At 39.4% G+C, this 12308-nt stretch carries 11 protein-coding genes; 6 read left to right on the plus strand and 5 right to left on the minus strand.

The annotated features are described in order from the left end of the window. The first annotated feature begins 50 nt into the window (after window positions 1-50). Window positions 51-635, plus strand: a complete 585-nt coding sequence (locus tag CWB76_RS12020; RefSeq protein WP_138607879.1) for a class I SAM-dependent DNA methyltransferase — start codon at window positions 51-53, stop codon at window positions 633-635. A 118-nt stretch (window positions 636-753) separates the two neighbouring features. Beyond that, window positions 754-1029 (plus strand): hypothetical protein, encoded by a 276-nt coding sequence (locus CWB76_RS12025; RefSeq protein ID WP_249363175.1) that lies wholly within the window; start codon window positions 754-756, stop codon window positions 1027-1029. A 138-nt stretch (window positions 1030-1167) separates the two neighbouring features. On the opposite strand, the gene CWB76_RS12030 is transcribed toward CWB76_RS12025, so the two are convergent. Continuing rightward, on the minus strand, window positions 1168-1821 hold the full coding sequence (locus CWB76_RS12030; RefSeq protein WP_138607881.1) for a DUF6058 family natural product biosynthesis protein: 654 nt from the start codon (window positions 1819-1821) through the stop codon (window positions 1168-1170). A gap of 171 nt (window positions 1822-1992) precedes the next feature. Here CWB76_RS12030 and dapA point away from each other — a divergent pair, with 171 nt between their 5' ends. After that, on the plus strand, window positions 1993-2910 hold the full coding sequence (gene dapA, locus CWB76_RS12035; protein WP_138607883.1) for a 4-hydroxy-tetrahydrodipicolinate synthase: 918 nt from the start codon (window positions 1993-1995) through the stop codon (window positions 2908-2910). 72 nt (window positions 2911-2982) lie between these two features. Here the strand turns inward: dapA and CWB76_RS12040 are convergent, their stop codons facing one another. Continuing rightward, window positions 2983-4800 carry an Lnb N-terminal periplasmic domain-containing protein gene (locus CWB76_RS12040; RefSeq protein WP_138607885.1) on the minus strand — a complete coding sequence of 606 codons (1818 nt, stop codon included), beginning with the start codon at window positions 4798-4800 and terminating at the stop codon, window positions 2983-2985. 39 nt (window positions 4801-4839) lie between these two features. Next, on the minus strand, window positions 4840-5307 hold the full coding sequence (locus tag CWB76_RS12045; RefSeq protein WP_138607887.1) for a DUF3015 family protein: 468 nt from the start codon (window positions 5305-5307) through the stop codon (window positions 4840-4842). Between the two features lie 317 nt (window positions 5308-5624). Between CWB76_RS12045 and CWB76_RS12050 the strand changes: the two genes are divergently transcribed. Beyond that, window positions 5625-6926: a DEAD/DEAH box helicase gene (locus tag CWB76_RS12050; protein WP_054201651.1), complete on the plus strand. Its 1302-nt coding sequence runs from the start codon at window positions 5625-5627 to the stop codon at window positions 6924-6926. 62 nt (window positions 6927-6988) lie between these two features. Here the strand turns inward: CWB76_RS12050 and CWB76_RS12055 are convergent, their stop codons facing one another. Continuing rightward, a complete protein-coding gene (locus CWB76_RS12055) occupies window positions 6989-8599 on the minus strand; it encodes an NAD(P)/FAD-dependent oxidoreductase (protein ID WP_138607889.1) in 1611 nt (536 codons plus the stop codon). Between the two features lie 188 nt (window positions 8600-8787). Between CWB76_RS12055 and fdxA the strand changes: the two genes are divergently transcribed. Beyond that, window positions 8788-9111: a ferredoxin FdxA gene (gene fdxA, locus CWB76_RS12060; protein WP_010388957.1), complete on the plus strand. Its 324-nt coding sequence runs from the start codon at window positions 8788-8790 to the stop codon at window positions 9109-9111. A gap of 141 nt (window positions 9112-9252) precedes the next feature. Further along, window positions 9253-11499: a carbohydrate binding family 9 domain-containing protein gene (locus CWB76_RS12065; RefSeq protein ID WP_138607891.1), complete on the plus strand. Its 2247-nt coding sequence runs from the start codon at window positions 9253-9255 to the stop codon at window positions 11497-11499. 96 nt (window positions 11500-11595) lie between these two features. On the opposite strand, the gene CWB76_RS12070 is transcribed toward CWB76_RS12065, so the two are convergent. Further along, window positions 11596-12300 (minus strand): TorF family putative porin, encoded by a 705-nt coding sequence (locus CWB76_RS12070; protein ID WP_138607893.1) that lies wholly within the window; start codon window positions 12298-12300, stop codon window positions 11596-11598. Window positions 12301-12308 lie beyond the last annotated feature (8 nt).

Raw genomic sequence — 12308 nt, forward strand, 5'->3', positions numbered from 1 at the left:
TTAACTCAGCGTTAGGCGTTTAGACGAAATATTTACTTTTGGAGAGAATATTGAGTAACGAATGGGATGAGTATGCTGAAAACTGGGATGTAGATCCTAGTGTTGAACAGTATGCAAAAAGTGCATTTTCAGAGCTCTTAGATAGCATTAATATTAATGGTCTAACCGTTCTAGATTTTGGCTGTGGTACAGGCGCCTTGACTCAGCTAATGAGTCCATCGGTTGAAAGTATCGTAGCGATAGATCCATCTTCTGAAATGATAAAGCTATTGGATAAAAAGGCACTAAATAATGTAACGTCTATCTGTGATTACCTATCTAGTGAATTGGTTCAAAATTTTCCTGAGCTAGAAAATAAATTTGATCTAATAGTCGCATCGTCTGTTTGCGGTTTTCTGCCTGATTATGAAATGACATTAAGTTTATTAAAATCTTTATTAAAAAAAGACGGTCTGTTTGTTCAATGGGATTGGCTTTCTGAGGATGATTCATCGGGTATGGGGTTGTCAGAGAAAAGAGTTAAACAAGCATTTTTGGCAAGTGGCTTTGTAAGTATTAAAGTGAATAGTCCTTTTATAATGAATAGTTCAAAAGGAAATATGCCTGTTTTAATGGCTATTGGTAAAAATGATTAATAAGGCAATAAGATCAAACAAAGACGGATTAAATGATGTCGCTTTATTCAATATTTGAGCGCTATTAGCCTGGTAAAAAATGATAATTATCTCGAGATTTCTAAATAAGACTGAAAAAGTGGAGTATTATTTTGCAATCGTACCAGACGATATGGAACGCCCGTTTATTTTAGGTGCCCAAAGTGCTGATCCTAAGCTGCCTTCAATTGCTCAGTGGGGCGCATCTTCAAGATTTGGACTTGATAATCTTGATACCATTGAAGGGAAACTATGGAAAAGTTGGCGCTCCACTTTAAAGATGCTAGGTGCCTCATGGGTAATACCAATTATGGAAGAGTCAGTAATAAAAAATGATGTAACTTATGCAGTTAATCAAATTATATCTAAATCGTAAATTTGCAATTAACAAAGTGTAGTTGTTGAGCTATTTTTCTCGTTGCACTCAAAAACCAGCCGCAAAACACAGTGTTGGTAATTTTTAATAAAGCCAACAACCCTTAAATAGTTAAACCCCTTAGCCAAAGACTACTCTTTATTTAATCGATAAATCGTATTTTAAAATAAGGGCATCAATATAGCGGCTACGTAATGTGAGCTGCTTTTCGTGATCGGCGCCATGGCTAAGGGCTTTATTTAAAAGTTTCATGGCAGGGTGAATGCGGGTGCGCTCATCTTTATCTAAACTGGCTTTGCTGCGCAGCTCGGTTATATCGTCTACTAATAATCTGCCAATATCCACAGCTACAATTTCATCAATTAAGCCATTTTGGGTGAGCACGCCATATTTGCTGCATAAAAATTGTTGCCATACTTGCTGTAAATGTTCTTCTATTTCACAGCCAAACAGTTCCTCGTTAAATATAAAGCCTTGCTGTGCAAGCTTAGCTAAGCATTGGGTATAGTGCTGAGCAAACAAATTAAACGCCTGATTAGATGACTCAACTTTTTGCTTTATAACTCCTTGTCCCCAGTTTACGCAGCCACGGGGATAATAATCGTCGTATTCTTCACACTCATATAAGCCTGAGTAAGAGCTGCAACTCATCTGGTTTTTAATGCAATAACTTGGCTTAGGAAAAATGCTTTGCGCTTGCCAGTTTTCAAGGGTTTCAGTGTCTATGTTGAGAGCTTGGCATAACTCACCAGTGTGATAAAAGTGAGTGTTTAAATAGTCAGATAAACGCATAGTGGCTCGCTTAATAGTAAAAAACAAATACTGTTTATTTATACAGTTTTTTATTTTGTATCATCAAACCCAATAACACAAGCCATTTTATAATTAAATACTGGCTATCACTGCAAATAGCGCGGTAAATATGGTACAAATAGGCCAAGTATTAATAACAATGATTTTTTTATGCGCACCCTAGAACAAATTAAACAAGCAAGCCTTATTACTGCAATTAAAACACCTTACTTAGCCAATGGTGAGATCGATCTTGCAAAGTATGATGAACTCGTTGAAATACAAATTGCAGCGGGTGTTGACGGCATAGTTGTTGGTGGCACCACCGGTGAAGGCCAGTTAATGAACTGGGAAGAGCACTTAATGCTAATTGCGCACAGTGCCAATAAATTTGGTGATAAATTACTGATTGTAGGTAACACCGGAAGTAATAATACGCGCGAAGCAATTAAAGCAACAAAATATGGTTTTGCCAGCGGCATGCATGCCTCATTGCAAATTAACCCTTACTACGGGCGCACATCAATTGCCGGTGTTAAAGAGCACTTTAAACGCGTGCTTGATATTGGTCCGGCGTTTATTTACAACGTAGCAGGGCGCACAGGTCAAGACCTCACCCCTGATATTATTGAACCACTGGCCCAGCATGAGCACTTTATTGGTGTTAAAGAATGTGGTGGCAATGAGCGTATAGCGCACTATGAACAACAAGGTATTGCATGTTGGTCTGGGAATGATGACGAAGCACACGATGCACGCCATATCCATAAAGCACATGGTGTTATTTCAGTTACGTCTAACCTGATCCCAGGTTTGTTCCGCCAATTAATGGATAGCAAAAATGATGCGCTTAATAACTCATTACAACCATTAATGAACTGGCTGTTTTGCGAGCCAAACCCAATTGCGATTAACACTGCGATGATCATGACCGGCGCGGTAAAACCTGTGTTTAGAATGCCTTACGTACCGCTTAACGATGAGCAACAGCAACAAGGTGTAACGCTAATTAATCAGCTTAATGAGCAAGATTTTGTCGGTAGCCGAGCGCAGTGTGTGGATATTAGTAAGGTTTTGATTTTATCTTAAACTGTTAGACTATTTATTAAATACTAAATTTTCAAAGCAGCCTACTGTAAACACAGAGGCTGCTTTTTTATATCACTGCCAATAGTAGTTGAGTTTAAGCTGCCACATAACTGAATTGGCATGTGTTACTGCTAATCTAATATCAATATCTTGGTTAATAGGCACTGCAAGTTCTAGTTTGGTTTGCGCAGGGTTTTTAGCATTTAAGAATGACTTTTCATAGGATGCTCTGAGTTTAATACCTGAGTCAGTACCAGTAATAATCCCCATCTCTACCGACGAATCATAAAAGTGGCTGTTTTTAGCTAAATCACCCAAATAACCATTAATTAAGCTATAGGCTAAGGTGTTGTTGCTAAACTGCCAAGCTTGTCCGGCTCCTCCCATAACAAAGCTGCGTTTACAGGTTCTGCACAGTGCTGGTTGTCTGTCGAATCCAACATTGATTTTCCACGACCACTTAGATTCATTAGCCCAAGACAATTGGTTTGGATTGAATGACTCTAAATCTAATAAATGAATTTTATTTATGTAAGTTTCGCCATTTGTAAACATCAGCTCGGTATCTAACATTTCTAAATTAGAAAATGGAATGCGGGCAATATCAGAGGCAAGGGTATCAAAATAGCTCAGCCTAAAACCCATAGTGTACTGTGTTTGCTCAGCCGTGTGCATCGCAGAAATTGAGCTGTTAGAGGGCTTTTGGCCTTTATGTGGTGGCTGCTGGGTAAATTGAAATTTAACTTTGTTTTCGCCCATTGGCAGCTTTAAGCGCGCTTTGATTAGCGCATTTTTTAACTCACTTATTTTTATAGGAGTTTGTTTTTGAATTTGTTTCACTTGTACAAGTTCAAATAAAGCGCCAATAATGGCTTTTTGAGACTGTACTGGCAAAGCTAAAAATGATTTGCTTTTTAGTACTGCTGATTCTGCAAAGATTTGTTTGGCAAAGCTGAGCTCTTTTTCACTTAAAGATTGCACATATTTTGAAAATACAGTGTCACGTGAGGGTGTAAATGTGACTTTTTTAACCGCTGATTGCCCTTGGTAAGTGGCCGTGTTTAACCTTGAAAAAATAGTGGCAGGTATTACCCAAGGAGAGCTTTCGCTAGTTAGTTGATCGCCAATAACAAGTTCAATAATTTGTGCGAGATGAAACGCGCAGTTTTCATCGGCAAAGTAATAATCAAATTCAGTGCCTAAAATCTCCCATAAGTGATTAGCAATAAAAGCTACATCGCGCTCGTTTAGATTAAGAGTATATTCCCATAAATCTCTTAATTCTATCTCGCCGTAATTATGCTGGTGGCGATAAAACAATTGATCTGAAAAACCGGCTTTATAACCACCAAATAAGCCTTTAAGAATATAAACTATGCCATTTTCATTGTCTGGAACATGTGCGCCATAGTTTATGCTGTAATCTAATAATTTGTTTTTTGATTCGGTTGAGCGATTAAGTTTAAGTAATAAATGACCATATAACGATGCGGGGTTACTCATATAACCAGAGGCAAATACTAAACTAACAGAGTGAATAGCTTGTTGCTCTCGCCATTGCTGTAATTTTGGGCACTCTGCAGCTGGCATTGAAAAGGTTAAACCTTGCTCTTTGAGCCATTGATAACGAGCAGGGTAGCGACATTGTGTTAATGGCTGGTTATTAAAAGCATGGATTGTTGCTTTCAATTCTGCAACCGGATCATTACGTCCGTTATCTGCAATAAAAAAGGATGCGTTAGTAATATAACTAATAGTAGTTGGTTGATTTTTGTAATGCCCTAATTTCAACCATATTGGGTGTTTTGCTAAAACAGAGATAGATTGCGTGGCAGAACTTGAGAAAGAGGTGAATAAAAAAACGCTAATAAAATAAAATAAAGGTTTCATTGTTTAACCAAAAAAAAGGGCTGTTAAGCCCTTTAATTATTAGATTGCAGCGCATTGAGATGAAAAGTTAGTGGTAATTTTACCTTCAACTAATTCATAAAATGCTTGTGCATTGTCTATTGGTGCGTTTGCGTAATCGCTGCGTACAGAAGTGATAATTTGTTGATGAGCAGTTACATCACAACCACGTACGTTAAGCATTGCAGAGATATACTCGCCTTCACCCTGTGCTATTTCTTGTTCTAATAGAGGAAAAGTTTGTTGAATAAACTGTGCTGTTTTTACGTTAGCGCCTTCACAGCTCTCTACTGAAGAAATGTTAGACGATACCGCGGTTGTTCCCAAATCCCAAATAATATTAGAAATTGCTGCCGCAACGCCATTGTCTGGGAAAACCATTGCACCAATACCACATTGTTGCCATGGGTTGATGCCACTTTTTGCTTGTGACGGCATTGAAACGAACGCGCTTACTAATACCGCAGCAGTTAAACATCTTTTTATCATTATTAATTTCCTTTAATTTATACACACCCCACAAAACGGGCGAAGAAGTTTACCTGTTTTGGTTATTTAAATGCAAATAGTTATGTAACACAATGTAAAATAACGGTGTAAAATTTATAAAAGTGCAATAAAGGCGTGAATTAACGGGAATAAATCTTGCGAGTTAATACCATTTAGCTAACTTAAACAACAGCTGATAATCGCTAATTATCCTGCATTTTATAAATTAGCGGTTTCTGGTGTTTAAAACTAACTGTTTAAGCGATTTTACTGTATAATTTGCGACCCTTGATAATGTGGCCGCAGGTTATACAGCAATGAATTTTAAATCTTTTAGTTTTGCCCCTGAACTTATTCAGGCGTTAGACGAACTTAATTACCACACCCTTACGCCCATTCAGCGCGCAGCTATTCCGGCTGTTCGTAAAGGTAAAGACGTTTTAGCAAGTGCACAAACCGGTACAGGTAAAACCGCTGCATTTGCACTCCCTATTATTCAAAAGTTATTTGAGTCAGATTGCAGCACTACGAATGCGCCAAGCGCCTTAGTCCTTGCGCCTACGCGTGAGCTTGCAGAACAAATAGCGAATAACTTTAAAGACTTTGCTAAGTACACTCAGTTAAAAGTAGTGAGCTTATTTGGTGGTGTTAATACCGCAGGACAAGAAATTGCACTCAAAGAAGGTGTTGATGTTGTAGTAGCAACACCAGGACGTTTACTTGATCATATTCGTTTAGGTAACTTAAGCCTTGCTCAAGTAAAACACTTAGTACTTGATGAAGCTGACCGTATGCTTGATATGGGCTTTATTAATGATATGCAAAGCGTAATAAAAAGCTGTGCAGATGAGCGTCAAATTTTATTGTTTTCAGCTACCTTCCCAGCAGCAATTAAACAGTTCGCCTCTAAAGTGTTAAAGCAGCCTGAAATTGTTCGTGTTGATCAAACTAACAGCACCGCAAGCACAGTACAGCACGTGGTTTACCCAGTAGAAGAGCGCCGTAAGCAAGAGTTGCTTTCTGAGCTGATTGGTAAGAAAAACTGGCAGCAAGTGCTAGTGTTTGTAAACATGAAAGAAACCGCAGATGAGTTAGTAACTGAACTTAACTTAGACGGTATCCCAGCGGCAGTATGTCATGGCGATAAATCGCAAGGTAATCGTCGTCGTGCGTTGCGTGAATTTAAAGAAGGCAAAGTACGCGTGCTAGTTGCAACAGAAGTAGCGGCCCGTGGTATTGATATTGACGGTTTACCGCGTGTTATTAATATTGATTTACCTTGGCTTGCTGAAGATTATGTTCACCGTATTGGCCGTACTGGTCGTGCTGGTAACCAAGGACAAGCAATTTCGTTTGTGAGTCGCGAAGAAGAAAACATGTTGTTTGAAATTGAAACCTTAATTGGTCAAAAAATTAAACGTGTTTACTTAGAAGGTTACGAAGTAAGTAATCGTGAAGTACTGATTGATAAGATTGGTAAAAAGCCAGCGCATTTACGCCGTACCCGTGCTAACAAGCCATCAGGCCAGGCTACCGGTGAAGCGAGAGCGAAAAACCGTTCGCGAATTTCTAATGTACGTAAAAGCTTAAAAGGCGAAAAGCTGTCACTTAAAAAGTAAGACAGCTGAGCCATTAAAAAAACCTGAGTTTACTCAGGTTTTTTTGTGCCTGAGAGAGTAGTTTAGTTGTGCTTTTCTAACATCGATAATGCAACTGCTTCGGCCGCTTTAATACCATCAATACCCGCTGATAAAATACCGCCCGCATAACCCGCGCCTTCACCTGCAGGGTAAAGCCCTTTGGTATTAATGCTTTGGAAAGTTTTATCGCGCTTGATGCTGATAGGTGAAGACGTACGTGTTTCTACACCCGTTAGTAAGCCATCATTGGTTGAAAAGCCACGAATTTGTTTGTTAAAGGCAGGAATTGCTTCACGTAGCGCTTCAATGGCAAAAGCTGGCAGTACTTTGCTTAAATCAGTCAGTTTTATGCCCGGCGTATAAGAAGGCTGTACATCCCCTAAATTAGCAGACGATTTACCTTTTAAAAAGTCACCAATCAGCTGTGCTGGGGCATCATAATTTTTACCACCCAGCTCATAGGCTTGCTCTTCTAGCTTACGCTGTAAATCGATACCAGCTAGAGGATGGCCTGGAAAATCTTTTTCTGGCGAAATACCCACAACAATAGCACTGTTCGCATTTCGCTCACTACGAGAATATTGACTCATACCGTTAGTAACCACACGGCCTTCTTCAGAGGTAGCGGCAACTACAGTGCCGCCAGGGCACATACAAAAACTGTATACGGTTCGGCCATTATTACAATGGTGTACCAATTTGTAATCGGCAGAGCCCAAAATAGGGTTACCCGCGTTATCGCCAAAGCGGCACTCATCAATCATTGATTGTTTATGTTCTATTCTAAAGCCTACTGAAAAGGGTTTTGCTTCAACATAAATGCCTTTATCGTGGATCATTTTAAACGTATCACGGGCACTGTGACCAACCGCTAAAACCACATGGCGAGTTTCAAGCTTTTCACCATTAGAAAGTGTCAGCCCTGTAACTTGGCCGTTGTCTAAATGGATATCGTCAACGCGGGTGCTAAAACGAATCTCACCACCAAGTTCTATAATTCGGGCGCGCATTTTTTCAATCATGGTTACTAGTTTAAAAGTACCAATGTGCGGCTTACTAACGTATAAAATTTCTTCAGGAGCACCAGCCTCTACAAATTCAGTGATCACTTTACGGCCATAATGTTTAGGATCTTTTACTTGGCTGTAGAGCTTACCGTCTGAGAACGTGCCTGCACCACCTTCACCAAATTGAACGTTTGATTCGGTATTGAGGGCCTTTTTACGCCAAAAGCCAAAGGTGTCTTTGGTGCGTTCACGTACCTCTTTACCGCGCTCTAGAATTATTGGTTTAAAGCCCATTTGTGCCAGCACTAAACCGGCAAATAAACCACATGGGCCAAAGCCAATTACTACAGGACGCTCTTTAATGCTGCTATTAGCGTGTGCTACAAATTTGTAGTTGGTGTCAGGGGAGACTTTAACGTGTTGATCTTTTTCAAACGAGGCTAACAGTTGTGCTTCGTTATCTACCTCAACATCAAGCGTGTAAATCAGTAAAATGGCGCTTTTTTTACGTGCATCGTAACCGCGTTTAAACACATTGTAGCTGTGTAGCTGCTCTGGACTTATATTTAATTTATTGATGATGGCTTGGCCAATAGCATTTTCGTCATGGTCAAGCGGCAGCTTTATTTCGGTTAAACGTATCATTAATATCTCTTTTGGTGTCATAGCGGAAAGTAAATACCGCTCACAATAAGGGGAGTGCACAAAGCGCTAATTTATAAGCGCCATATATTACGTTAAATTGTTCGCTTTTGGCACATATTTATTGTGTTTTGGTAAGGGTTGGGTATGATCTGCAGCTGGTAAAGTTAAATATTAGGTATTAAACCACTATGGCGTTTGTAGTCACCGAAAACTGTATAAAATGTAAGTACACTGATTGCGTATCGGTGTGCCCTGCAGATGCATTTTTTGAAGGCCCTAATTTTTTGGCTATTAGCCCAATAGACTGTATTGACTGTGGTTTATGTGTGCCTGAGTGTGCAGCTGATGCCATTTATCAAGAAGATGAACTACCTGAATCGCAAAAAGAATTCACCCAGCTTAATGCAGAACTGGCAGAAATATGGCCACGTATAACGCAAGTTAAACCTGCACCTGAAGATGCCGATAGCTGGAATGGTGTGGCTAATAAATTAAAACTTCTCGACACATAACTACTTCCTAAAACTTATTATTAGTTTTTTGTTAATTTTATTGCAAGTTTTAACGCGCAAGTATTAACAAACGTACCTGTATAATTTACACTCCAGACCAAAGTTTACTTTCAACAAGTAAATAAACCTAAATGGATGTTTATGCAGTACTTTATACCTACAAAAATAATAAAATTGCTGTTGTTGACCAGCTTCAGCTTTGTTTTAACTCTCAGCCCCAATGCACTTGCCGATAAGCTTAATTATCAACTTGCACACATTAATAAAAACATTGATGTGGATGGCGTGCTTAACGAGCCGCATTGGCAACAAGCAACCCGCGTTGCGGTAAACTATCAAGATGAGCCGAATGAAAAAGGCACGCCACCGGTAAAAACCGATGCGTATATTTATGACGATGGTCATAATTTGTATATAGCTTTTGTAGCTTATGACACCGATCCGAGTAAAATTCGTGCAGCGCTTCGTGATAGAGACACGCTTTGGCAAGATGACAATGTTGGTTTGGTAATTGATACCTTTAACGATGAGCGTACTGGCTATGAGTTTTATGTAAACCCACTGGGTGCTCAAGGCGACATTCGCATGACGGATACCGACGAGTGGGTGTCAGATTTATCCTGGGATGCTATTTGGGATAGTGCCGGTACCATAAACGAGCAAGGTTACGTGGTTGAAATGCGTATCCCGTTTAAAGCACTGCGCTTTGCACAAAACCAAGCCGACTCTACTTGGGGCTTTTCGATGATGCGCAACTATCAGCGTGATGTGTTGTATCAATTATCAAGTACCGGCTTTGACCGTGATATTAAATGTAGTTTATGTCAGTTTGACAAAATAACTGGATTTAATAATTTAGCACCGAGCAAAAATCTGCAATTAACGCCAACCTTAACCGCATTAAGAAACGATCAAAAAACACAGGTACCTGGCGAATGGGATAACGGCGATGTAGATACAGAAGTAGGGCTCGATCTGCGTTGGGGTATTACTAAAGATGCAGTAATTAATGCCACCATAAACCCTGACTTTTCTCAGGTAGAAACCGATTCGTTAGAGCTGGATGTAAACACCACATATTCTATTTATTACGCTGAAAAACGCCCGTTTTTCTTAGATGGCGCGTCTTACTTTAAAAGTAATTTATTTGAACTGCTCTATACCCGCACCATAGCTGAGCCTAATATTGGCGCCAAGCTCACCGGTAAAACCGACAGCCATAGCTATGCGCTAATGTTTGCAGATGACGACAACAGTAATGTTTTACTGCCTAGTAACCAAGGGTCTGGTTTTGCCAGCCTAAATGATAAAACCAAGGCAGCGGTGGCGCGATACCAATATGATATTGGCCAACAAGGGACCATAGGAGTAACCACCACACATAGAGAAAGTAGCGACTACCATAATACGGTGTTATCGGTTGATGGTAGCTATTGGTTTAGTCAGTCAGATACACTTAATTATCAAATAGCCAATGCTGATACCAACAACTCTAAATTTTTAGTTGATAACTACAATTTAGCAGAGTCTCAGTCTGATATGGCGTATGCATTAAAGCTGACTCGCGATAAGCGCGATTATAAGCTTTATGCAACGTATGACAATATTGGTGAGGATTACCGCACCGATTTAGGTTATCAAGAAAAAGTAGACTATGAAAAAGTAGGCTTTGGTGGCGGTCAAACTTGGTATGGTGATGAACATGACATGCTAACAACATGGTCATACACCGCCGATTGGGATAAAAGCTGGGCTCAAAATGGCGACTTGCTTGAAGAAGAATATGAAGGTTACATGACCTTTCAAGGTCAAAAGCAGTCTGTATTTGAGCTTGGTTTGTTAAATCGCTATGAAAACTATAATGGCAATTTTTATAACCAAAATATTGGTTATTTTTATACGGCTTTTAGGCCGACTAAAGATTTGAGATTATCGTTATACGCCGAATACGCAAGCCGTATAGATTATACCAATGAGCAGTTAGGTGATGTTTTAACTACACAATCACAGGCTGTTTGGGATATTAATAATCACTGGCAGTTAGATGTTAGACATAATTATAGTCATTTAGATGATTACCAAGGGCGACGCGTATTTACCGCAAACCTTGTAGATTTTAGGTTTTATTATAAGTTTAGTATGCGCGCTATGCTTAAGCTGATTTTACAGTTTGAAGATATAGACAGAAATGAAGATGCTTACTTTTATCAGGTAAGCGAAATCAACAAAGATTATGGTAGTCAGCTAGTGTACTCATATAAAATTAACGCACAAACGTTATTTTACTTAGGGTATTCAGATAAAGGTTATCAGGATGACTCGTTAAAAAGCATTGAGCGTGACCAACGTACTTTCTTTACGAAAGTAAGTTATGCATGGCAGCTATAATGTTATAAACAATATAAAAGCAAGGTTTTGCTAGGCAATAAAAAACACGCTACCCAGTAGCGTGTTTTTTGTTTTACTAAATAGTAAACCTAGTTATTACAAGTCAAAAGTACGTGAGATAGCAAGTACAATTCGCTCATCGGCGTAATCGTAATCCAAGCTGGTATTCTCAGCTGCTACTTCAATACCAAACCCTTCATAGCTTGTTTGGTACGCTAAGCGGTAATGATGATACGATTTATCGCCCTTAGCTTCATCCCACTGAAATTTATTGCCATCAAGTGAGTTTGAGATATCAAAGCTAGCGCGAATTGCATGATTTGGAGCAATCTCGAAAGTGTGCGCAATCATCGAAATCACATGGCCTGTATCGTAGCCAAAGTAATCCCAGCTGTACCAAAAGTTAAGCTCTGTTTGACCGTAGTCACTAGCATAACCAAATTTAGTATACGCTTCTGCGTAGTTACCATCGCTGTTATTACCTTGGTAAGTGTAATAAGCAATACCGTAATCAAGGCTTACTTGTTCGTTTAACTGAATGTATCGGCCTACATAAGCATCTAGTTCGAAGTCGGTGTCATCACCAAAATCTACGTTTGATGCCCATACACCTGCATACACACCGTTATCGTAAGCATAGTCAAGGCTTGCTTGTAGCGCAGGGTCGTTATCTGTTTGAGTAACACCATTAAAGGTGTAATCAGAGGCAGCGGTAATCGTTGTTGACCAGTTAGCTGCTGCCGTTGTTGATAAAACCGTTAATGGTAAAGCGATAAAAAGTTGTTTTAATTTATTGTTCATGTGGTTTC

Origin of the sequence: Pseudoalteromonas sp. S1609 (genome assembly GCF_005887255.1) — a bacterium.
In the GTDB taxonomy this organism is placed as follows: Bacteria; Pseudomonadota; Gammaproteobacteria; order Enterobacterales; family Alteromonadaceae; genus Pseudoalteromonas.

Excerpts from the sequence above, each read along its gene's own strand:
- CWB76_RS12070 (WP_138607893.1), bottom strand. The coding sequence starts at position 12,300 with ATGAACAATAAATTAAAACAACTTTTTATCGCTTTACCATTAACGGTT.
- CWB76_RS12040 (WP_138607885.1), bottom strand. The coding sequence starts at position 4,800 with ATGAAACCTTTATTTTATTTTATTAGCGTTTTTTTATTCACCTCTTTC.
- dapA (WP_138607883.1), top strand. The coding sequence starts at position 1,993 with ATGCGCACCCTAGAACAAATTAAACAAGCAAGCCTTATTACTGCAATT.
- CWB76_RS12055 (WP_138607889.1), bottom strand. The coding sequence starts at position 8,599 with ATGATACGTTTAACCGAAATAAAGCTGCCGCTTGACCATGACGAAAAT.
- CWB76_RS12030 (WP_138607881.1), bottom strand. The coding sequence starts at position 1,821 with ATGCGTTTATCTGACTATTTAAACACTCACTTTTATCACACTGGTGAG.
- CWB76_RS12065 (WP_138607891.1), top strand. The coding sequence starts at position 9,253 with ATGCAGTACTTTATACCTACAAAAATAATAAAATTGCTGTTGTTGACC.
- fdxA (WP_010388957.1), top strand. The coding sequence starts at position 8,788 with ATGGCGTTTGTAGTCACCGAAAACTGTATAAAATGTAAGTACACTGAT.
- CWB76_RS12050 (WP_054201651.1), top strand. The coding sequence starts at position 5,625 with ATGAATTTTAAATCTTTTAGTTTTGCCCCTGAACTTATTCAGGCGTTA.
- CWB76_RS12045 (WP_138607887.1), bottom strand. The coding sequence starts at position 5,307 with ATGATAAAAAGATGTTTAACTGCTGCGGTATTAGTAAGCGCGTTCGTT.